Source organism: Clostridium sp. C1 (assembly GCF_018223625.1).
GTDB lineage: Bacteria > Bacillota_I > Bacilli_A > Erysipelotrichales > Coprobacillaceae > Allocoprobacillus.
In genome coordinates this window covers 1,590,568-1,613,185 of record NZ_CP073631.1, presented here as the reverse complement: position 1 = coordinate 1,613,185, position 22,618 = coordinate 1,590,568, and the positions used below count along the sequence as shown (strand labels likewise).

The following is a 22,618-nucleotide window of genomic DNA, read 5'->3' as shown; positions in this document are numbered from 1 at the left end:
CTCTTTAAGGTTTCCATCTTTTATTTTAGATTCAATTTTCGTTTCATCAGTTCTTGATTTGTTGCATAAAGTAAAACTGTTTCTTGTGTGATTTTTCCTTCTTTATAAAGATTCAGCAAACTATTATCCATGCTGATCATATGTGAACTGGCACTAGAAGCGATGATTCCGTCAATTTGATGAACTTTGTTTTCTCTAATGAGATTTCTGATGGCTGGTGTAGCAATCATGACTTCAAACACAGGAACAAGTTTATGATCTACAGTTGGAATGAGCTGTTGAGAAATGACGGTTTCTAGAGTCATAGATAACTGTAAGGCAATTTGGTGTTGTTGATTCGCAGGAAAAACATCAATAATACGATCAATCGTTGTGGCAGCTCCTAAAGTATGTAATGTTGAAATAACAGTGTGTCCTGTTTCTGCTGCTGTTAATGCAATATTAATTGTTTCATAGTCACGCATTTCACCCAATAAGATAACATCGGGGGCTTGTCTTAAAGCTGCTCTTAAGGCACTCACATAAGATTCACTGTCAATGGAAATCTCACGTTGTGAAACAATGCTTTGATGATGGGAATGAAGATGTTCAATAGGATCTTCCAATGTAATAATGTGTTTGGATTGGGTTTGATTGATATAATCAATCATACATGCTTGAGTGGTACTTTTTCCTGTTCCGGCAGGACCAGTGACTAAAATCAAACCTTTATTGATATTGGCAAGTTCAATGATATGAGAAGGAATGCCAATATCTTCGGGGTGTGGTAAATCAAATGAAATGACACGAATTACTGCGGCATAAGTACCACGTTGTTTATAAGTGCTGACACGAAATCTTGAAAGTCCTCGTAATGAAAAGGAAAAGTCATCATCGCCTTTGTTTTTTAAAATATCATCTTGTCGGTGATTTGCCAGTTCGTAGATTTGTTGAATTAATTCATAACTTGAATCAGGCATAATTTTCTGTTCATTTAAGGGAATTAATTGATTAAAGACTTTGATTGTTACAGGTTGTCCGGCAATAATGAAAATGTCAGCTGCATTTTGTTTGACAGCTTCTTGAAGTATATTTTGAATATTCATAGGCTCCTCCTTTATAATATGTCCATACTTTGATCCATATCCCATTCATTGGATGGAGTGATTTTCCATGTTTTGATTTGATAGAGTTGTGAACCGGGATAGAGAATTTCTATTTCAACATAAAGAGTGTTTTCTTGATCTTGTAATGTATATGTCAAAAGATGTTGATGAATAGAACTATCAGGAATGATCTGAGTTAAAGATTGGATATGGGTAAAATAATCATCACTATTTGTACTTGATTGATAATATTGATATAAATAATTATCAATAGTTTCTAATGTTTTTTCGCCTTGACTTGAAAGAAGATAATATTGTTTGGCATGATTAATACTGTTTTCAACAGATTGGGCATTTGATTTGGCACTGGATAAAGAAAGAATAGCAAAAGTCATTAAACATAAAATGACAAAAATAACTATAAAGGAAATAATCCCAATATTCATTGTAAGTTTTCTTTGTTTCATGAGGATGCCTCCCATCTTCGTTGATGATAATGGTAGTATTCAATCGTATAGATTTCATGATTTTGATAGCAAATAGAAATTTTGAATAAGTGATTTTGTTGATCTATTTTAGCAAGATATTGATGGTTTTCTTTGGAAGCAGGTAATCCTTGTTCATCAAAATATAAAAGAGAATCTATGTCATGATTTGCTTTTGCATTTTCAATAATAGAAGTCGCTATCAATTGAGCTTGACTTCTTTTGACACTTTCATCATTCATTGCTTTAGCTTTTACAAAGATTTGCACACAAAGCCCTACAGCCAGCGAAAAAAATAAAATACCAATAATAAATTCCATCAGAAAAAGACTTGTTTTACTATGTTTCATGATGAACCTCCTATTAAAGCCAGACTTGTCTGTCGTTTTTCTTGATTATTTTCAACAGTGATTGTTAAAATGTTTTGAGAAATATCAAAAGAAACAGCATCCACTTCCATAATTGTTTCACCACGATCTTTATCAAAAGACTGCTTATCATCAATTAAGAGTTCTTTTAATGCATTCTGGTCATGATAAATATATGTTGTATAAGGAACATCCTGATAGATTTCATGAATACATAAAACAGTTTGATGATCAAATGTCTGAATTTCAATTTGATTCACTGATAGATTTTGTCTGACTTTTTGCTGGATATAATCCAGAATGGTATATTGAGTATAATTTTGTTCGAGCGTATCTACAGTAGATGAATAGACACGACTTCCAATTGAAATCAATGCCAGTGAACCCATAACAAATAAACTAAAGAGTAAAAGAACAAAAACAAAATCAATGGAATGATGTCTTTTCATATAATCCCTCCTACTCCTTAACAATAATTGTTATTGAGGGCATCATATTACTGGCTACAACTTCATATTGCACATCAAAAAGATCTTGATTATATATAATATGATAATCAGATATGAGTTGTTCTAAAGATGCGGGGTATCTGCCCTCTAATGCATAACATTGCATGATTCCTCGCTTTAAGGCTTTTTCCAGACTTTCTTTTTGATTTTGAAATGTTTTTTGTGAAATCGACTGGAAACCACTGATCATAAGAATACAAATGAAAAATGATGAAAGAATAGATAACCAATATTGACGAATGAGTTTCATCTATAGACTTGACATGATGCCCATAAGTGGCAACATGACACTTAATAAAATAATACCAACAAAGAGGGATAAAACAATAACCAATGTTGGTTCAATAATACTAATCAGATGTTCTACTCTTTCATTTGTTTCTTCATTATAATGATCAGCGATATTTTTCATGATTGTATCTACATGTCCTGTTTGATGACCTAATTTTAATAATCTGGCATACATACCTGTTAAAACCTGACTTTTTACTAAAGCATTGACTAAATCTGTTTGATCTAACATGCTTTCAGCTTGATCAATACGCTTTTTTAAAGCTGGATGTTCAACCAATGCCTTAGACATCTGTAAACTCTGATCTATATCTAAACCACTGCTTAAGGCAATGGACATAGCACTTGTGAATTGAGATAAAGCCATTTTTAATGTGATATCACGTGCTCCATAAAAACGTGTTAAGAAATGATAAAGTCTTTTTTTGCCACGAGAACTTTTTAATAAATAGAAAACACATATAATTATCACAACAAGAATACCAATGAATACATACGAATAAGTGGAAAGTGTCATACCTAGCTGTAATACCATTTGTGAAAAACCAGTCATTGTACTTCCTAATTGAATAAAAACTTGATTAAAAATAGGAAGCACTTGAGTCATTAAGACAATAACCACAACAAACATCATCATAATCATAATAATCGGATAAGCAATAGCACTCTTAATATTCTGTTTTGTTTCATATAATCTTTGATAATGAATAGATAATGAGTGCATGACTTCTTCTAAACGACCAGCGATTTCTCCAATTTTTACCATATTTAATAAATAATCGGGAAAGACCTTTGATGTTTCAAGGGCTTCATAGAAAGGTTTACCTACACTTAATTCATCTTCAATTGTTGTGAGAATAACTTTCATTTTCTCATCATCTTGATCTTCATTCATGATCATGATACCTTCATAAGGTGATATACCAGCGTGAAGAATTAATTCTACTTGTGATGTAAAAACAGCAATTTCACGATTTGTCAATAGATTTTGTTGCATAAATAAGCCTCCTTAATACAGGTATTTTGTTGTATAATTTTTTTGATCTTTGATGAGAGATCTCACCTTAGAACTGTTGTGACCATCAGAAATCAATGTGGGATCCATCATAGACCAGTTTTTACCATCAAAATGAATTAAATCATCAATCCACCCAATATCATGAATATAGACGCTGATCCATGCATGATAAATGGTTTCATCTTCCATTGTGACATAACCCAGTTCCATGCGGGTAGGAATATTTTGCGTACGGAGCATGGTTGCCATAAGAGCAGCATAATCAAAACAGATTCCTGTTTTTGTCTGCAAAGTTTCATCCACATCTGGAAGATAACCAGCCATTTTCCCTTCTTTAGCAAGTGTTGCTTTTTCATCGTCGTAGCTGATATGTTCAATTACATAATCATAAACATAACTGACGGCTTCTAAATCATTGTTGGCACCAACAACAATCTCTTGAGCTAGGGAAATGGCTTGGGTGTTTTTGTCGAAAGAAACATATTGATTAGGGTAAAGATAAGATATATAATCATTTTGTATTTGGATATTTTCTTCTTTTAAAAAGAGTTGACTATATTTTGTACCTGAGATATTCTCATAAGCAATAAAAGTATAGCTGCCACTACCTCCAGTTAAAGGGAAAGTATTATATCCTTCATGAATATCATAAGTGTAAAATTCCTGTGAATCTGGATTTTGAATACGTACTTTAACTTTAGAATTATGACCATGATATTCAACCATTGTATAGCCATCTTCACTATGGGATAAATCAAAGGTGATTTTTGAATTGCCAATGGTTTTCTCACCAGAAGCCTGAGGCTGTAAAACGTACGGTGTATTATCACGCGTTCCTTTTTTTGAAGGAGGTTCTTTATGACTTGGGGAAGAACAGCCGGTGAGTAAAAAAGCAATGCTTAAGCATAGCATCAAACAACGTTTTGTTATGGGCATTTGGACTCACCTCATTTCGTTTTTATTATACAGTGAATTTGATAAAGAGAAAATATAAAATCAAAAAATAACCAAAAATAACAAGTATTTGGTTAAAAATGTAAACGCTTTATAAAATTGCGAGGGAATTGTACAAAGTTCTTGTGAAAAGTTTGAAAAAACATTAAAATAAAGATAAGACAAAAGTTTTTTGTCAGGAGGGGGTTTGACTTCAATGGGAGATTGCGTCATTATCACAATGTTTCATAAATTTTCATTTTCCTATCATGAACGTGAAATTGATAGTGAAACAATGAAATCTGAGAAACTTGTCAAATTGTTTGCCTATCTTTTATCACATTATCAAAGAACTGTTCCTTCCAGTGAACTGGTGGATGTCTTGTGGTATCTTGATGATGTCGATAATCCAATTGGAGCATTAAAAAATTTAATATACAGATTAAGAACTTTATTAAAGAAAGAATTTGGATTAACGGATTTTATTATCACGGGGAAAGGCTCTTATTCTATTAATCCAAATTATCATTTACAAATAGATACAGTTATATTTGAAAAATATGAAGCACTTTTGAAAACTTCACAAAAGCCAGAATATTATGAGCATTTACTTGAATCATATACTGGAAAGTATTTGATGGAAATTAAAGAGGATCACAGTGTTTTATCAAAACGTGTGTATTATCATTCGCTCTTTATGGATAAAACAATTGAATATGCTATGTTGTTAGAAGAACAGAAAGAATATGAAAAAATGGAAAGAATTGCTCGTCAAGCTATCGCTATTGATAATCTTGAAGAATGTATTTATGAAATTCTTATTCGTTCTCTATACTTCCAGAAACAATATAAAAAAGCAAAAGACACATATAAAACAACAACAGATTTACTTTATCAGACATTGGGTGTGAAACCTTCGCAGTCACTTTTAGAACTCTATGAAATGATTAAAAAGGAAACACATGATGATGAATTAGATATTATGGAAGTTCAACAGGAATTGGCAAATGATGAAACACAGGGGGCTTTTCTGTGTGAATATGGTACATTTAGAGAAATATATGCTATGCAGACAAGAACGATTGGAAGATTAGGTATTTGTTCACATTTATGTTTGGTATCGGTGATGGATCATTCTATGATTGAAGATGATTATTCAAAAAAAGCGGTAGAAAGAGTCATGAACAAAGTTCAGGAAGCCTTATTAAAAGGACTTCGTATTGGTGATGTTGTTTCTCGATTGAATGTGAATCAATTTGTTGTTTTATTACCATCATGTAATTATGAAAATGCCATTAGTGTTATGAACAGAGTTTTACGTAAAATAAGATATTCTTTAAATCATACAACCTTAAATATTGATTTGATGGTTGATGAAATCTTACCTAAACAATAGGTGATGAACATGTTGAAATATGCAAAAAGTATTCCTTTTAATATGATTCATGTATGTATTGATGAGTATAATCATTTTCAGATGAAAGGTTATGCATACAATAATACGATAGAATCACCTATTGAATTTTTTGATATCCATGAAATTATTTTACGTTTTGAAGAAGTTTTTAATAAAAATGGAAATCCCTTATCTTCTCATTTATCACGAAGCTTTATGAAACAAGAAGCAGTTGGGCGTTATCAAAATAAGCCAGAAGTTTTATGTGATTGGGAAACGATTGCAAAAAAAAGAGGGAAGATTATAGACTTTGATATTGTTGTTCAATCAAGGCGACAGGCAACATGGCAGGGTTCTTTATTCTTTGATGGACAGGAGATTGTTTTTCAGGATGTATTGGAAATGATTAAAATTATTGATAAAAAGATAAATGAGTTATTAAAAAAATCATAAATCTTAGTAAAAAAGCCCAGATATGACTATGGTGTGACTTTTATGGTGTATACTTAAAGCATATAGGTGGGTGAATGAGTATGAAACAATCAAAAAAAGATAAAAGTTTTATGATTGTCATCAAAGACACACAGAATGCTTCATGGCAGGGAACGATTGAGTGGCTGGACCAGAATAAGAAGCAGCATTTTCGTAGTGCCTTAGAAATGATCAAACTTATTGATTCAGCTGTGGAAAATGATTCTCAAACTTAGACTTACTGATAAAGTAAGTTTTTTTTATGATTAGAAAGGGTTCTTTTGAGATATAATAAGCATATGATGATGACAGGGGGTTATTATGTTATTGGTCAATTTTGTATATGATGATGAAGAATTATTGGAACCCTATGAATGGCAAGAAGATGATAATTTTGAAGAAATTGAAAATGTTCCTATTTACCATGTATCAACCAGTCAGCTTCATGACTTTTTATATGCGAAAGTTTATCAGCCTCTTTGGCAGGATGGTTATATGCTGGTAGGAGATGGACATTATTGCTTTGTGGTGGATATTCAAAAACATTGTCTTGTTAGACGTGGCACTTTGTCATGGCAGCAAAGTGATAAAATGAATGCTTTGATTCAAAGAGAACCAGTGACTTTTTTTCAATATCAAATGAAAGAAGAAGCTTATGATAAAGAATTTGGTTTAACACGACATGAACGATTAAAGAAAATGTGTCTGGAAGAAATGATTGATGAGATTTTTGTTGTTAAATATGATGTATTTGTAGAAATATGTAAACAATTGCATATTGAGGGAAACAATCCCAGTGAAAAATATTTAGCTTTAAAACATAAGATTGAAAAAGGATATACGTCTTTACATGAACTGTTATATAAAGAATTAGTACAAAAGGAATGAAAAAAGCAAACCGAAGTTTGCTTTTTATCTTTTTCTAATTGTAATACCAATTTTTCGTTCAACCTTTGCCAATTTCTTTCTGGCAATGATTCTGGCTTTTTGAGCGCCTTTTTCTAAGACATCATCTAAATAAGAACCACTCATGATTTCATGATAACGTGTCTGAATCTTTTCAAGTTCTTCACCTAAGACTTCAGCTAAATCATTTTTAAATTCGCCATAACCTTTTCCATCATACTGTTTTTCTAAATCAGCAATAGAACGATTTACAAGGATGGAATAGATTTCTAGTAAATTAGAAATACCAGGTTTATTTTCAGGATCATAGTGAATATGTCCATCACTGTCCGTTACAGCTGATTTGATTTTCTTTTTAGAAACTTGAATATCATCCAAGATATAAATTGTTCCCTTTCCAATCTCATCAGACTTTGACATCTTCTTTGTTGGATTTTGTAAATCCATGATACGTCCACCCACTTTTGTGACTAAAGGTTCAGGAATTTTAAATGTTTCACTATAACGTGAATTAAATCTTTCTGCAATATCACGACATAATTCTACATGTTGTTTTTGATCTTCACCAACAGGAACATAATCTGGATCATACATTAAAATATCTGCGTTCATTAATGAAGGATAGTTAAAAATACCTGCACCAATGACTTCGTTTTTTGCTTTTTTATCTTTGTATTGAGTCATACGAGAAAGTTCACCCATAGAAACCATACAACCTAAATACCATCCTAGTTGAGCATGTTCTAAAACATCGGATTGTAAAAATAAAGTCACTTTTTCTGGGTCTAATCCAGCAGCAATATATAATGCAATTAAATCTCTTGTATTTTGACGTAAGTCAGCTGGTTTTTGATAAATTGTCATTGAATGAAGATTCGCAATAAAAATATACATTTCATATTCATCCTGATAAGACACAAATGGTTTAATAGCACCAATATAATTGCCTAAAGTCACACGACCTGTTGGTTTAATTCCACTTAACATTCTTTTCATATATAAACCTTCCTTTCTCATAAAAAAAGCGTCCTTTAAAAAGGACGTTATAACGCGGTACCACCTTTATTCATATCTACCGATATGCACTCTTGTCTTAACGCAACAAACGAAAAATGACTGATGCCATTTTTAGCTCCAGAATCCCAATTCATTATCGTTCATGGACTGTTTTCATCAACCACAGACTTTCTAAAACATGAAGTGATAACTACTCCATTCCTTCATTGCTGTAAGGTTATTATAGAACGGTCAAGATGTAAAATCAATAGAATCATAAAAAATAATTTCATAATTGATAAAAATGATGTATAATGATGAAGCAAGGAGATGATGTAATGATTCGAATTTATACTGCACCAAGTTGTGCTTCATGTCGTAAGGTCAAAGCATGGTTAAAAGAACATCAGATTCCTTATGTAGAAAAGAATATTTTTTCTACATTACTACGTGAAACTGAGTTAAAAGAACTTCTAGAAAGAAGTGAAAATGGAACAGATGATATTATATCTAAAAGATCTAAGATTATTAAAGAAAATAAAATAGATATAGATGAGATGTCTATTAACGAATTGATTCATTTTATTCAAAAGAATCCATCTATACTGAAAAGACCTATTATCATTGATGAAAGACGTTTTCAAGTGGGTTATAATGCTGAAGAAATTCGTGCTTTTATTCCTCGTGAGTTGCGTCGTTTACAGGAATGCAGTAATAGTGATTTCTGTCCTCAATTTACGGATATTAAAGAACAGTATTATCAAGATCATCAATGTAAAGATGGTTGTGAATAGTTTGAAGTCGTTTCTATATAGAAACGATTTTTATTTTATAGTTTTTTTAAAAGTGGTATAATATGATGGAATATAAGCAAGGAGGACTAACAATGATGAAAGATGTATTTGAAAGAAGAATTAGAAAAATGATGATTGTTGTTTTTGTTATTGCTGTGAGTCTTCTTTGTGTATCCGTATCTTTACGTATTCATTTAAATAATATTGTAGAAGATAATAAAGTGCATCAAATCGAAGATGAGATTGATAAAGATATGAGTATTCTCCAACAACAAATTGATAATGATTTTCAGATTTTAGATTCATTTGCCAGTGTTTTAGAAATGGAAAACATTGTGGATAATCCACAATTTCCACAAGTTTTATCAGATGCTAATGAACAAAATGATTTTACAACCATGATGTATTTTGATGAATCAAAAGAAGGTGTTATTGCCAATTCAGATAATGAGGTTAAAGAACATCAATCATTATCTATGATTCAACAAGAAATTCAAGAGATTGTTGCGGATGGTTTTGTTGGAAAAAGAACGATTTCTGATATTTTTAAAAGTCGTATTTCACAAAAACATGTTTATGCTTATGGTATACCTATTTATCAAAAAGACCATGTTGTTGGGGTTTTACTGGCTACTAAAAATGTTGAAATATGGATGGATGCAGGAGCTGGTACTGGTGTTTTAGGTGGTGACACTTATGCTTATCTGGTGGATGAAGATGGTCAAATTCTTGTCAATTCTCAGTATGATTTATTTCATCAGACAACCCTTTTTGCATCACCTTTTTTCCAACAAAAAGATTATCATGAATTAGAAGATGCATTACAGATGCAGCATGATTTTACACATTCTTTTCAATATGATGGACAATCTTATCATGGTGTATTAAAGCCTTTAGGCATTAATAACTGGTATATTTATAGTGTTAATATGATTGATGATTCGCATTTATTTACAAATGAAAATATGCGTATTGTTGGTTTGATTTTTCTATTTATGGTGGGATTATTTGTTGCTTTATTGATTCTTGGTTATCGTTTCATGTTGAAAAATAATCGTGAATTGAAGCATTTTGCTTATTATGATTCTTTAACAGGAGTATATAACTATTCTTATTTTGTATCTTTAGGAAAGGAAATATTTAAAGAACAACCTTATTGTAGTGTAGCTGTATTGAATATTAGACAGTTTAAGTTTTTTAATGAAATTTTTGGTCATGAACAAGGAGATCAGTTATTGATTTATGAAAGAAATGTGATTCAAAAACATTTAAAAGAGGGAGAGTTTTTCTGTCGAGATAGGGCTGATCAGTTTTATATTTATTTAAAAGATACACAAAAGGATATCTTACAAAAAAGAATTGAAAATATCATGTCTGAAATTATTCAATATGTGGATTTGTTACATACAAATTATCAGTTAAAGATTCATTGTGGAGTGGCTATTTCCAGCTTGGAATTTATTGTGGATGATTCTTTTGATAGTTTAATGGTTCGTGTTATGTTTGCTTTAGCAAAGGCAAAAGAAAGCATTTTAACGAATATCTGGTTTTATGATATTGAATTGCATGAACAGGAAAAAATGGATAATTATGTTGAAAGTCATATGGATCAGGCTTTAAAAGATGGTGAATTTCAGCTTTATTTACAGCCTAAAATAGATTTAAAAGATGGAACGTTAAAAAGCAGTGAAGCACTGGTAAGATGGCAGACGCATGATGGAAGAATGTTGTTTCCAAATCAGTTTATTCCTATTTTTGAAAACAGTGGTTTTTGTAAGAAGCTGGATTTATTTATGTTTGAACAGGCATGTTTACAGCTGAGAAAATGGATGGATCAAGGCATAGCACCGATTGGTATTTCTGTTAATCAATCTAAATTATTGTTTTATGAAGCTGATTATGTGGATTGTTTAAAACAGATTGTCAATAAATATCAAGTATCACCACAATTATTAACATTAGAGATATTGGAAGATTTGGTTGCTGATAATGTGAATGAAGTCAATGATAAAATTCATTTATTACATCAGATTGGTTTTAGGGTTTCAATGGATGATTTTGGGAGTGGTTATTCTTCACTGAATATTTTAGGAAAACTTCATATTGATGAATTGAAAGTTGATAGAGGATTTTTACAGGAAATTTTTGATAGTGATAATCAAAAAGCAAAGATTATTCTTGAAGAAGTTATTAAACTAGCAAAAACATTAGCTATTTCTACGGTTGTTGAAGGTATTGAAACAAAGGAATATCATGATTTAATGAAATCATTTGGCTGTGATTTAGGACAAGGCTATTATTATAGTCGACCAATCAGTCAGGAAGATTTTGATAAGCGTTATATGGAAGAAAGGAAGGAAAAATAGAGATGTGGGGTATGATTGCGACATGGCGCATGGCTAAAGAAGGATTAGAAATAGCACAAGATATTTTGAGTCATCATGGAGATGCTGGAGATGCTATTGAAAAGGCTATACAGGCAGTAGAAGACTTTCCTTATTATAAATCTGTCGGTTATGGGGGATTGCCTAATGAGGAAATGGAAGTAGAATTAGATGCGGCTTATATGGATGGGAACACTTTAAGTGTCGGAGCTATTGGAGCTATCAAAGATTTTGCTAATCCTATTTCCATTGCCAGACGTTTATCTCATGAAAAAGTCAACTGTATTCTGGTGGGAGAAGGGGCAGAAAAATTTGCTCATAAAGAAGGTTTTGAACGTAAAAATATGTTGACAGACCGTGCGAGGATTCATTATCGTCGTCGTATCAAAGAGTCATCACAGCAACTTAAACCTTATACTGGACATGATACTGTAGGTATGGTTTGTTTGGATGAAACAGGAAAAATGACTGCAGCGACATCGACAAGTGGATTATTTATGAAGAAAAAGGGTAGAATTGGTGATTCTCCTATCATTGGTTCTGGTTTTTATGTTGATTCTGATATTGGTGGTGCCAGTGCAACAGGTTTAGGAGAAGATTTGATGAAAGGTTGTATTTCTTATGAAATTGTTCAACTCATGGCAAAAGGAATGCATCCTCAACAGGCATGTGAAAAAGCTGTTTTTGATTTAGAAGCAAAATTAAAACAACGACGTGGTGAGGCAGGAGATTTATCTGTTGTAGCGATGAATCATCGAGGAGAATTTGGAGTCGCTACTAACATTGATGTTTTTTCATTTGTTGTCTGTCTGCCTCAACAGTCACCTATTGTGTATTTAGTTGAACGTCAAGGAAATCAATGTGTTTATGCTCCTGCCAGTCAACAATGGATGGATGAGTATATGCATACACGTATGGTACCGTTGACAGAAAGTGAGGATGAATAATGAAACCGATTGTGGAAATTTGTTGTGGCAGCTACAGTGATGCTTTATCAGCTGCTCATGCAGGAGCAACACGTATTGAATTAAATAGCGCTTTATCTTTAGGTGGTCTGACACCATCACTGGCAACATTAATCAAGGTCAAACAGGACACATCTTTAAAAGTTATTGCGATGGTTCGACCAAGAGGAGCAGGATTTTGTTATAGTGATGAAGAATACGAAATCATGAAAGAAGATGCGAAGATCATGCTGGATCATGGTGTCGATGGTTTAGCTTTTGGCTTTTTAGATAAACAGGGAATGATAGATGAAAAACGTACTTTAGAATTTGTGCAGTTGATTCATCGTTATCATAAGGAAGCTGTATTCCATCGTGCTTTTGACTGTGTCAATGATCCTTTTCAAGCGATTGAAAAACTGATTGATTTGCAAGTGGATCGTGTTTTAACGAGTGGATTAAAACCTAAAGCCATTGAGGCAGTGGAACTTTTATCCAAACTTCAACAACAATATGGAAATCAAATAGAAATATTAGTGGGTAGTGGTGTGAATAAGGAGAATGTGCTAGAAATCTTAGATAAAACAAAAGTTCATCAGGTGCATAGTTCTTGTAAAGATTGGATTGAAGATGTTACAACATCTATGCATGATGTTTCTTTTGCTTATGCTCCATTTCCTCATGAAAATGATTATGAAATCGTCAGTGAAGAATTGGTGAAAACACTTCTTGATGTTATAAAAAGCAGTCATTTTTGATGACTGCTTTTAAGATACGCTTCAAAGGCACGTGTGACTTTACTTGGACAATTGTGAGTATATTGTAAATGATAAGGTTCAATGATTTTAAGAAATTGTTGATAACCTTTTTTTTCATGATGAACTTCAAATTCTAATTCATAATCATGTTGATGCAGATAAGTATTTTCATCTAATGATAGTGTTCCTTCTGGTAAAAGAATATCATAACGATGGGTTGTAAGAGAGAAAAGATGAGCCAATTCATGAAGGGGAATTCCTTCTTGTTCGAGGATATCCGTTATTTCATTTTTTAATTGAAATTGAAAAAATAAATCTTTTTCTTTCTTGGTAAGAGGAATATTTGTTTCTAATTGATGATTTTGATAAGGTCTTTTGAGTGTGAGTTCATATTGATTGTTTTTTGTACGAATGCGTAACATATATTTTTTTTGTGATAATAAGGGATGGGTAAAATAATCATTTGTCTGGATATAATCTTTTGTGATGGCATCATGATAATCTTCTAAAATTTGATTAAAAATTTGATGTGTTAATAAGATTTTGTATTCTATTTCTAATTGTTGCATAAAAAATCACCTCACCTTATTTTATCTTGTATTGCATTCCATTGCAATTTTTATATAATATAATGCATAGGTGGTGAAGTTATGAAAACATATGCAATTGTCTGTAAACAAGATCAGGAATCCATCATCTTGAGTGAAAAAATCAAATCAGAACTCAATACTTTTTTAACATATGAAGAAATCAGTCCAGATATGGTGATTAGTATTGGTGGAGATGGAACGATGTTATATAGTGTTCATAAATATATTCATATGCTAGAGCATGTTGCTTTTATTGGAATCCATACTGGAACATTGGGTTTTTTAACAGATTATCAGCGTGATGAATATCAGCAATTAATAGCGGATATCAAAAAAGGTGAATATCATATTTATGAACGACATTTACTGGAAGTGACTTCTTTGCAAGGAAAATTTCTAGCTTTAAATGAAGTACGTGTTGAAAATAATCGCCGTTCACAGGTGATTGATGTCTATATTAATGATGATTGCTTTGAAACATTTAGGGGGAATGGACTTTGTGTTTCTACAGCTTCAGGTTCAACAGCATATAATAAATCATTAGGTGGAGCAGTTATTAATTCGGGAGCAGAACTGATGCAGTTAAGCGAGATTGCAGGAATTCATCATAATGCTTATCGTTCGTTGGGTTCATCTTTAATTTTAGATAAATCTCATACTATTCGTTTTCAATCTCAAAGCTATCAAGGGGCTATTTTAGGTATTGATCATCTTGTGGTTGATTTACAGGAACATGATTGTATCAGTATTAAGATGGCATCCAAGACCGCTCGTTTTCTACAATATAAACAAGTCCCTTTTACAAAACGTTTAAAGCGAGCTTATTTACGTTCATGAAACGTCAATGGTATATTTTAGATGTTATCGGTGTTGGTGATTTTCTTTTATCTCAAGGAATCAGTCAAAAGGCCATCAAAGATATTAAGATGAAAGGGAAAATTCTGGTTAATGGAAAGCACCAGACAGTGCGTTATCTACTGCAGCCAGATGATGTTTTAACCATCTTTTATCCACCAGAAAATAATCAGTTGACACCCGTTGATATTCCATTAAAAATTATCTATGAAGATGATTACTTACTGGTTGTGGATAAACCAGCCGGGTTACCTTCCATTCCTACAAGAAGGCATCCTCTTAATACTTTAGCCAATGCTTTAACTTATTATTATCAGCAGATTCATTTATCTTCAACCATACATTTAGTGAATCGTTTAGATAAGGATACAAGTGGTTTAATGATTGTAGCTAAATATCGTTATATTCATGATCGTATGATGAAGGATTTAGGACATATTGATCGATATTATCAAGCTCATGTTCAAGGTATTATTGAAAATAATGGGACGATTCGTTTGCCGATTTATAAGGAACCATATATGATGAAACGTGTGATTGATTCACGAGGACAGGCGGCCTGTACACATTATTGGGTTCAAAATGTTCGTCATGACTGTACTTTTGTAAGGTTTAAGCTGGAAACTGGACGAACACATCAAATTCGGGTACATATGGCGTCCATTGGTCATCCTCTGGTTGGGGATTCACTTTATGGAGATGGTTTAGGCCATTTTGATTTAGATAGCTATAGACTGGGATTTATTCACCCTATTACAAAACAAATCATAACGATTACAAAAAACAGATCTATTGAATGACAGATCTGTTTTTCATAATATTATTTTGTGTATTAATATCAATAAATAATGCGATAGCAATCATATAGGAAAGTAAAGATGAACCACCATAAGAAATAAAAGGTAAAGTAATACCTGTGATTGGTAATAAACCTAAAATCATTCCCATATTCCATATCTGTTGAAATAACAACATGCCAATAATACCAATGGTCATAAACTTATCTTGGGCATTGGTAGAATCTAAACCGATTTTTAAAATAATAATATCTAAAGCAACAATAGCTGCGATTGTTATAAAACCTCCAACAAAACCATAGTTTGTTAAAATAACAGCAAAGATAAAATCAGTTTGAGCTTCTGGAAAGACTTTAATCACAGATTGGAAACCATGTCCAAACCATCCAGCACTTCCATAAGATAATAAAGAGTTAAAAAGCTGAAAGCCTTCTTTATTATAGGTTCCTTCTGGATCCAGCCAGCCATAAAAACGGTCGACTTGATGAGAACTTAAGAGTTTTTCAAAGATTTCTGGCTGATAGATAAAGAGATAAGCTCCAATAATAAGAATCACAGCAACTAAACTTAACCCAAAGATAAACCACTGATTTCTTAAACCACTAGAAAATATAACAAAGGCAGCACCGACTAGAATAATCAAAACCACTCCAGTGTCATTTTGTAATAATACTAATAAAGCGGGTGGTACAACAACTTTCATACATTTCCAGATATATTGAAGTTCAGATTCAGTCGTATGAATCAGATAGTAATCGTTATGTTCTTTAGTGACTCTCGCTAAGGCGATAACGATGGCAATTTTCATAAATTCTGATGGTTGTAAACTTAAAAATGGAAAGTTAAACCATGCGGTTGCACCCCCAGCCGTATTAACCAGAGGAATGATATGATGGCCTGGCCATAATCTTGTATAAATGAAATGTTCAATGGCTAAAATAATGAGAAGAACCATCAATATCCAATAGATAATCCATATTTTATCATAAATCTGATCTTTCCCTATTTTATATATAATAAAAACCATAACTGCAGAAATTATATAAAAAGCGCCTTGTTTTAACCATAATGTTTCAGGATTTCCAACTTTATTAGAAATCATAGGCGTAGCACTTAAAATAGCAAAACAGCTAATCACAGCAAGTACGCAAATGATACAAATCAAGGGCTGTTCATAACAGAGTTTTTTGATTCGCTCCATGACTTTGCTCCTTTCTTTTTTTATCTTCTTATAGTATACTATAAAAAAGAAATACTTCAATTAAAAAAGGATGTGAAAATATGGATGTTCAATATATTTTTGTTGTTATAGCGATTATCGTTGCTTTGATACTCCTTTATCTAGGGTTTATTCATTTAATTAAGAATAAGCGTTTGAATCAGGAATTTCAATCAACCCTTCCTATTCAGGAATTGATTGAAGCATTGGGTGGTCAAGGAAATATCAAAGAAGTACGTAGCAGTGCCTCTAAGGTCACAGTTGTTTTGGCTAATCAACAGCTTGTTGATATTGATAAAATTAAAGCTTTGGGCGCAAGTGGTATTGTAGAAGGTGCTTCAAGTCTGGCGATGATTTTTGGGCGACAGTCAGAAAATATTGCAGCTGATTTAAGGAGATATATAGGATAGTCTGTATATCTTTTTTTGTTAAGATTTGGTAAAAAAAGTGTTTTTTGAAGCATATAATTGGTAATTCAAAAAAGAATCTGTTATATTGAAGCTGTCAAGTTCCGGCGATTCATTTTATGGCAGAAAATTGCGAAAAAAAACAAGCTATTTTATTGTTTCAGTAGTCTATTAGTGCTATAATGAATGAGAAATAAACAAACAGGGGGTTTAGAAAATGACATTTAAAGAAAAATGGAATGATGCTTGGGATGGCTTCCAAGCAGGTAAATGGAACAAGGAAGTGAATTTAAGAGATTTCATTCAATTAAACTACACACCTTATGATGGTGATGATTCTTTCTTGGCTGGTCCTACTCAAAACACAAAAGATTTATGGGCACAAGTTATGGATTTAACTAAACAAGAAAGAGAAGCTGGTGGAGTTTTAGATATGGATACAAAAATTGTTTCTACTTTAACTTCACATGATGCAGGATACTTAGATAGATCTAAAGAAAAAATTGTTGGTGTTCAAACTGATAAACCATTCAAAAGATCTTTACAGCCATTTGGTGGTATCCGTATTGCAGAACAAGCTTGTGAAACAAATGGATATAAAGTAGATCCAGAAGTTTCTTATATTTTCAGAGAATATAGAAAAACACATAACCAAGGTGTATTTGATGTTTATACACCAGAAATCAGAGCTTGTCGTTCAGCACATATTATCACTGGTTTACCAGATGGATATGGTCGTGGACGTATTATTGGTGACTATCGTAGAGTTGCTTTATATGGTGTAGATAAATTAATTGAAGATAAGAAAAATCAATTTGCGACAACTCAAAAGAGAATGACTTCTAAAGTTATTCAATTACGTGAAGAATTAAGTGAACAAATTAGAGCTTTAGGTGAATTGAAAGAAATGGCTGCAAAATATGGTTTTGATATTTCTAAACCAGCAACAAACTGCCAAGAAGCTATTCAATGGTTATACTTTGGATATTTAGGTGCAGTTAAAGAACAAAATGGTGCAGCAATGTCTTTAGGACGTACTTCTACATTTATTGATATTTATGTAGAAAGAGATTTAAAGAAAGGATTATTCACTGAAGAACAAATCCAAGAATTTATTGATCATTTCATTATGAAATTAAGAATTGTTAAATTCGCAAGAACTCCAGAATATAACTCAATTTTCGCAGGAGATCCAACTTGGGTAACTGAATCAATCGGTGGTGTTGGTGTTGACGGACGTCATATGGTTACTAAGACTTCATTTAGATATTTACATACATTATCTAACTTAGGAACTGCACCAGAACCAAATATGACAGTTTTATGGTCAACTCGTTTACCAGAAAACTTCAAAGCATTCTGTGCAAAAACTTCTATTGAAACTTCATCAATTCAATATGAAAATGATGATTTAATGAGAGTGACTCATGGTGATGATTACGCTATTGCATGTTGTGTATCTTCAATGAGAGTTGGAAAAGAAATGCAATTCTTCGGTGCACGTGCTAACTTAGCTAAATGTTTATTATACGCTATCAATGGTGGTGTTGATGAAAAAACTAAGAAACAAGTTGGACCAAAATATAGACCAGTTGAAGGTGATTACTTAGATTACGAAGATGTTAAATCTAAATTTGTAGATATGATGTCTTGGTTAGCTGGTGTCTATGTTAATGCGTTAAATATCATTCATTATATGCATGATAAATATGCTTATGAAAGAATTCAAATGGCTTTACATGATAGAGAAGTAAGACGTTATTTTGCAACAGGTATTGCTGGTTTATCAGTTGTTGCTGACTCTTTATCAGCTATCAAATATGCTAAAGTAAAATGTATTAGAGATGAAGATGGTATTGTTGTTGATTACGAAGTAGAAGGAGATTTCCCTAAATATGGTAATGATGATGACAGAGTTGATGAAATTGCAACTTGGTTAGTTGAAACTTTCATGGATATGGTTCGTTCTCATCATACTTATAGAGATTCTTATCCAACAACTTCAATCTTAACAATTACTTCTAACGTTGTATATGGTAAAGCAACAGGTAATACTCCAGATGGAAGAAAAGCTGGTCAACCATTTGCTCCAGGTGCTAACCCAATGCATGGTAGAGATTCTCATGGTGCTATTTCTTCATTATCTTCAGTTGCTAAATTACCATTCAAAGATGCACAAGATGGTATTTCAAATACATTTACTGTCATTCCTGGTGCATTAGGTAAAGATGATCAAGTTTTCGCTGGTGACTTAGATATTGATTCAATCAAAGAAGGAAATCTTGATTAATAGAAAGAAGTGAAATGATGGCTACTCAAAAAGAAATTGATGATTTAGTCAAAATGTTAGATGGACGTATGAGTGCAGGGGCTGGACATATTAATTTGAAGGTCAATGAAGATGCTCATATTGAAATGGAAGAAGTGTCTGTTGTGTCAAAGATGGATTGTGATAGTGGTGATACTGCTTGTAAGATTCCTAATTTGCCAATGGATGACGATGACCAATATTAAAGGAGGAGAAATTTATGGCTGCAAGTGAACAACAAGTTGAAAATTTAGTTGGAATGTTAGATGCTTATGCTACAAAAGGAGGACATCATTTAAATGTTAATGTTTTAAACAGAGATACTTTAATTGATGCTCAAAAACATCCAGAAAAATATCCACAATTAACAATTCGTGTTTCTGGATATGCTGTTAACTTTGTTAAATTAACAAAAGAACAACAAGATGATGTTATTTCTCGTACATTCCATGAATCAATGTAATGAGGATTAAGGTGCTTAGGCACCTTTTCTTTTTGTAAAAAATAGTACATATAAAATGATATTTTATAGAAAATATGTTAAAATAATAAAGAAAGTTGGTGAGAATATGAAAGGGTATATTCATTCTTTAGAAAGTTGTGGAACTGTTGATGGTCCAGGAATTCGTTTTGTTGTTTTCTTTCAAGGGTGTCCTATGCGTTGTCAATACTGTCATAACCCTGATACTTGGAAACCACATACTGGAACACAGATGACAGTTGATGAAATTTTGAAAGAATATAATACGAAAAAAGAGTTTTATAAAAATGGAGGAATCACTTGTACTGGTGGAGAACCAATGATGCAAATTGATTTCTTGACAGAGTTATTTGAAAAATGTCGTGAGGAAAATATTCATACATGTTTAGATACTTCAGGTATAACTTTTAATGAAAATCCTGAATATCTAAAGAAAGTTGATCGTTTATTGGCTTCAACAAATTTGGTTATGCTGGATATTAAACATATTGATCCTGAAGAACATAAAAAATTAACAGCACAACCTAATGATATGATTTTAAAATTTGCGAAATATGTGGATGACAAAGGTATTGATATATGGATTCGTCATGTTGTTGTCCCAACAATTACACAAAATGATGAATATTTATATCGTCTAGGTCAATTTATCGCAACCTTGAAACATGTGAAAGCATTAGATGTTTTACCTTATCATACGATGGGCGTTGTGAAATATAAGAATTTAGGCATGGATTATCCTCTTGAAGGCATTCCACCTTTAGATAAAAAAGATGCCATTGCTGCCAGAGAAGTCGTATTAAAAGGAATGAAAGATGCATTAAATCATAAATAGACACTTTGTGTCTATTTATTTTTAAAAGGAGAAAATCATGACTATACAAGAACTACAAGAAAAACTAGATCAGTTCTATGCCCAAAATGCATTAGATGATGCCTATACTTTTTTAATGGAACAGGTTCGCATAGCAATGGAAAAACAGGACAATCCAGCTTTATTGTTTTTACTAAATGAAATGATAGGTTATTTTCGTGTTACATCAAAGTTTCAACTGGGAAATCAGATTGCTGTTCAAATATTGAATATTTTAAATATGTGTGGACTTGAAGATACAATTGATGGAGCTACCTCTTATATTAATATTGCGACCTTTTATAGAGCACAGGGAAAATATCAGGAAGCATTGGAACTTTATCAAAAAACAGAAAAAATTTATCATCATTATTTATCTCCAGATGATGAATTGTATAGTGCCTTTTATAATAATTTGAGTCTTTTGTATCAAGAAATGGGGTCTACGACTTTGGCTATAGAAACAGAGAAAAAAGCACTTGCGATAGTCCAAAGATTAGAAAACTATCGTGAAGAAGAAGCCATTACGTATACAAATTTGGCTCAAATGTATTTAACACTTCATCAAAATGAAGAAGCTAAACAATGTATTCATCAAGCAGTGACTTTATTTCAACAGTATGCCCCAGATGATCCTCATTATTTTGCAACTCTTGCTTCATTGGCTCAGTTAGAATACTTACAAAAAAACTTTTCTCAGGCTATTGCGATTTATGATCAAGTTTTAATACTTATTGAAAGTGTATATGGAAAAAATAAAGATTATCAAACAATTTTAAAAAATAAAGAAAAAGTTTTAAGTGAGATGAAAACAGTCAAAGGACTAGATTTATGTGAAGCTTTTTATAACCAATATGGTCGTGCTATGATTGAACAAGAATTTGCCTCTATTCGTCCTTATATGGCGATTGGACTTATGGGAATGGGTTCTGATTGTTTGGGGTATGATGATGAGATTTCTCATGATCATGATTTTGGACCGGGATTTTGTATTTGGGTACCTCGTGATATTTATCAACAATATGGTCAAAAAATACAGGAAAGTTATCAAAAACTCCCACAAGAATTTATGGGTGTTCAAAGATTAACTTCTTTACATGGTTCTGGGAGAGTTGGGGTTTTTGAAATTGAAAGCTTTTTTGAACAGTTTTTAAGAAAAATTCCCGAAACTTTAGATGAATGGCTTTACGTTGATGAAAATGCTTTATTAGCTTGTACAAATGGTCGTATATTTGAAGATGATTATGGAAAAGTCACACAGATCAGAGAATATCTCAAAACATATCCAGAAGATATTAGAATAAAGAAGATAGCCCGTGCTCTTGCGAAAATGGCACAATCTGGACAGTATAATTATGGAAGATGTATGCAAAGAGGCGATGAGGTGGCTGCTTCATTGGCACTTCATGAATTTATAGATCAGACATTATCTGTTGTTTATTTACTGAATAAAAAATATAAACCTTATTATAAATGGAGTTATTATGGATTAAAAGATTGCTTTTATTTACAACAAGTCCAAGATTTACTGTTGGAACTGGTACAACTGCCATCTCAATTGTTTCAATGGAAACATTTTCAAGGTGGTATCAATTTAGATGATGCGAAGGTTGTTGTGATTGAAAAGATATGTCAGATGGTGATTGGTGAATTGCAGCGACAGGAACTTTCTGATAGTCAAGATGATTTTTTAGATACACATGCACATCTTGTCATGAATCATATTCAAGATCAGCATATTCGTTTAAAACATGTGATGGAGGGATAAAA

Annotated in this window: 26 protein-coding genes and 1 other annotated feature; of the genes, 16 read left to right on the top strand and 10 right to left on the bottom strand. The window is 32.2% G+C overall.

Annotation, left to right across the window (positions count from 1 at the left end; translation table 11 throughout):
* Positions 1 to 20 precede the first annotated feature (20 nt).
* Genes KEC48_RS08775 through KEC48_RS08745 form a run of 7 tightly spaced genes read right to left on the bottom strand, consistent with a single transcriptional unit; the run spans position 21 to position 4,692 of the window.
* Complete coding sequence (locus KEC48_RS08775; RefSeq protein WP_087358995.1) at positions 21 to 1,085, bottom strand: PilT/PilU family type 4a pilus ATPase; 1,065 nt, start codon at positions 1,083 to 1,085, stop codon at positions 21 to 23.
* Between the two features lie 11 nt (positions 1,086 to 1,096).
* Positions 1,097 to 1,552, bottom strand: a complete 456-nt coding sequence (locus KEC48_RS08770) for a hypothetical protein (protein WP_211961983.1) — start codon at positions 1,550 to 1,552, stop codon at positions 1,097 to 1,099.
* A complete protein-coding gene (locus tag KEC48_RS08765; RefSeq protein WP_211961982.1) occupies positions 1,549 to 1,920 on the bottom strand; it encodes a hypothetical protein in 372 nt (123 codons plus the stop codon). The genes KEC48_RS08770 and KEC48_RS08765 overlap by 4 nt, the downstream gene beginning before the upstream one ends.
* Positions 1,917 to 2,387 carry a DUF4860 domain-containing protein gene (locus KEC48_RS08760; protein WP_087358989.1) on the bottom strand — a complete coding sequence of 157 codons (471 nt, stop codon included), beginning with the start codon at positions 2,385 to 2,387 and terminating at the stop codon, positions 1,917 to 1,919. Before KEC48_RS08760 ends, KEC48_RS08765 begins: the two co-directional genes overlap by 4 nt.
* 10 nt (positions 2,388 to 2,397) lie before the next feature.
* Positions 2,398 to 2,697 (bottom strand): hypothetical protein, encoded by a 300-nt coding sequence (locus KEC48_RS08755; protein ID WP_087358987.1) that lies wholly within the window; start codon positions 2,695 to 2,697, stop codon positions 2,398 to 2,400.
* Positions 2,698 to 3,735: a type II secretion system F family protein gene (locus KEC48_RS08750; RefSeq protein ID WP_211961981.1), complete on the bottom strand. Its 1,038-nt coding sequence runs from the start codon at positions 3,733 to 3,735 to the stop codon at positions 2,698 to 2,700. It lies immediately after the preceding gene.
* 12 nt (positions 3,736 to 3,747) lie between these two features.
* Positions 3,748 to 4,692, bottom strand: a complete 945-nt coding sequence (locus KEC48_RS08745; protein WP_211961980.1) for a transglutaminase-like domain-containing protein — start codon at positions 4,690 to 4,692, stop codon at positions 3,748 to 3,750.
* Between the two features lie 214 nt (positions 4,693 to 4,906).
* Here KEC48_RS08745 and KEC48_RS08740 point away from each other — a divergent pair, with 214 nt between their 5' ends.
* The 4 genes from KEC48_RS08740 to KEC48_RS08725 all read left to right on the top strand — a co-directional run bounded on the left by KEC48_RS08740 (position 4,907) and on the right by KEC48_RS08725 (position 7,444).
* Complete coding sequence (locus tag KEC48_RS08740) at positions 4,907 to 6,085, top strand: BTAD domain-containing putative transcriptional regulator (protein ID WP_211961979.1); 1,179 nt, start codon at positions 4,907 to 4,909, stop codon at positions 6,083 to 6,085.
* A gap of 9 nt (positions 6,086 to 6,094) precedes the next feature.
* Entirely contained in the window at positions 6,095 to 6,538 is a 444-nt protein-coding gene (locus tag KEC48_RS08735; RefSeq protein WP_211961978.1) for a hypothetical protein, read from the top strand.
* Between the two features lie 80 nt (positions 6,539 to 6,618).
* Complete coding sequence (locus tag KEC48_RS08730; RefSeq protein ID WP_164483543.1) at positions 6,619 to 6,792, top strand: hypothetical protein; 174 nt, start codon at positions 6,619 to 6,621, stop codon at positions 6,790 to 6,792.
* Between the two features lie 85 nt (positions 6,793 to 6,877).
* Positions 6,878 to 7,444 carry a hypothetical protein gene (locus KEC48_RS08725; RefSeq protein ID WP_211961977.1) on the top strand — a complete coding sequence of 189 codons (567 nt, stop codon included), beginning with the start codon at positions 6,878 to 6,880 and terminating at the stop codon, positions 7,442 to 7,444.
* Between the two features lie 24 nt (positions 7,445 to 7,468).
* Here the strand turns inward: KEC48_RS08725 and trpS are convergent, their stop codons facing one another.
* Entirely contained in the window at positions 7,469 to 8,458 is a 990-nt protein-coding gene (trpS, locus tag KEC48_RS08720; RefSeq protein WP_087359014.1) for a tryptophan--tRNA ligase, read from the bottom strand.
* 37 nt (positions 8,459 to 8,495) lie between these two features.
* Positions 8,496 to 8,695 (bottom strand) — a binding site (T-box leader).
* Between the two features lie 101 nt (positions 8,696 to 8,796).
* Between trpS and spx the strand changes: the two genes are divergently transcribed.
* From spx to KEC48_RS08700, 4 genes are all read left to right on the top strand, one after another.
* A complete protein-coding gene (gene spx / locus KEC48_RS08715) occupies positions 8,797 to 9,252 on the top strand; it encodes a transcriptional regulator Spx (protein ID WP_087358973.1) in 456 nt (151 codons plus the stop codon).
* 92 nt (positions 9,253 to 9,344) lie between these two features.
* Entirely contained in the window at positions 9,345 to 11,618 is a 2,274-nt protein-coding gene (locus KEC48_RS08710) for an EAL domain-containing protein (protein WP_211961976.1), read from the top strand.
* A gap of 2 nt (positions 11,619 to 11,620) precedes the next feature.
* Positions 11,621 to 12,583, top strand: coding sequence for a N(4)-(beta-N-acetylglucosaminyl)-L-asparaginase (locus KEC48_RS08705; protein WP_211961975.1), 963 nt, complete (start codon positions 11,621 to 11,623; stop codon positions 12,581 to 12,583).
* Positions 12,583 to 13,338: a copper homeostasis protein CutC gene (locus KEC48_RS08700; RefSeq protein WP_087358968.1), complete on the top strand. Its 756-nt coding sequence runs from the start codon at positions 12,583 to 12,585 to the stop codon at positions 13,336 to 13,338. The genes KEC48_RS08705 and KEC48_RS08700 overlap by 1 nt, the downstream gene beginning before the upstream one ends.
* Here the strand turns inward: KEC48_RS08700 and KEC48_RS08695 are convergent.
* Entirely contained in the window at positions 13,329 to 13,907 is a 579-nt protein-coding gene (locus tag KEC48_RS08695; RefSeq protein WP_087358966.1) for a CYTH domain-containing protein, read from the bottom strand. The genes KEC48_RS08700 and KEC48_RS08695 overlap by 10 nt on opposite strands.
* 81 nt (positions 13,908 to 13,988) lie before the next feature.
* Between KEC48_RS08695 and KEC48_RS08690 the strand changes: the two genes are divergently transcribed.
* Together KEC48_RS08690 and KEC48_RS08685 are read left to right on the top strand one after the other, a co-directional pair.
* Entirely contained in the window at positions 13,989 to 14,765 is a 777-nt protein-coding gene (locus tag KEC48_RS08690; protein ID WP_087358964.1) for an NAD kinase, read from the top strand.
* Complete coding sequence (locus tag KEC48_RS08685; protein ID WP_211961974.1) at positions 14,762 to 15,583, top strand: RluA family pseudouridine synthase; 822 nt, start codon at positions 14,762 to 14,764, stop codon at positions 15,581 to 15,583. The genes KEC48_RS08690 and KEC48_RS08685 overlap by 4 nt, the downstream gene beginning before the upstream one ends.
* Here KEC48_RS08685 and KEC48_RS08680 read toward each other — a convergent pair.
* Positions 15,573 to 16,781 (bottom strand): FtsW/RodA/SpoVE family cell cycle protein, encoded by a 1,209-nt coding sequence (locus KEC48_RS08680; RefSeq protein ID WP_211961973.1) that lies wholly within the window; start codon positions 16,779 to 16,781, stop codon positions 15,573 to 15,575. The two genes, KEC48_RS08685 and KEC48_RS08680, sit on opposite strands and share 11 nt — an antisense overlap.
* Before the next feature lie 80 nt (positions 16,782 to 16,861).
* On the opposite strand from KEC48_RS08680, the gene KEC48_RS08675 reads away from it, so the two are divergent.
* The 6 genes from KEC48_RS08675 to KEC48_RS08650 all read left to right on the top strand — a co-directional run bounded on the left by KEC48_RS08675 (position 16,862) and on the right by KEC48_RS08650 (position 22,616).
* Positions 16,862 to 17,209 carry a PTS transporter subunit EIIB gene (locus KEC48_RS08675; protein WP_211961972.1) on the top strand — a complete coding sequence of 116 codons (348 nt, stop codon included), beginning with the start codon at positions 16,862 to 16,864 and terminating at the stop codon, positions 17,207 to 17,209.
* A 214-nt stretch (positions 17,210 to 17,423) separates the two neighbouring features.
* Positions 17,424 to 19,496: a formate C-acetyltransferase gene (pflB, locus tag KEC48_RS08670; protein WP_087358956.1), complete on the top strand. Its 2,073-nt coding sequence runs from the start codon at positions 17,424 to 17,426 to the stop codon at positions 19,494 to 19,496.
* A gap of 14 nt (positions 19,497 to 19,510) precedes the next feature.
* Positions 19,511 to 19,720: a hypothetical protein gene (locus KEC48_RS08665; protein ID WP_211961971.1), complete on the top strand. Its 210-nt coding sequence runs from the start codon at positions 19,511 to 19,513 to the stop codon at positions 19,718 to 19,720.
* A gap of 14 nt (positions 19,721 to 19,734) precedes the next feature.
* Positions 19,735 to 19,977, top strand: a complete 243-nt coding sequence (gene grcA3 / locus KEC48_RS08660) for an autonomous glycyl radical cofactor GrcA3 (protein ID WP_205089374.1) — start codon at positions 19,735 to 19,737, stop codon at positions 19,975 to 19,977.
* Between the two features lie 106 nt (positions 19,978 to 20,083).
* Entirely contained in the window at positions 20,084 to 20,830 is a 747-nt protein-coding gene (pflA, locus tag KEC48_RS08655) for a pyruvate formate-lyase-activating protein (protein ID WP_087358950.1), read from the top strand.
* A gap of 37 nt (positions 20,831 to 20,867) precedes the next feature.
* Complete coding sequence (locus KEC48_RS08650; protein WP_211961970.1) at positions 20,868 to 22,616, top strand: DUF4037 domain-containing protein; 1,749 nt, start codon at positions 20,868 to 20,870, stop codon at positions 22,614 to 22,616.
* Positions 22,617 to 22,618 lie beyond the last annotated feature (2 nt).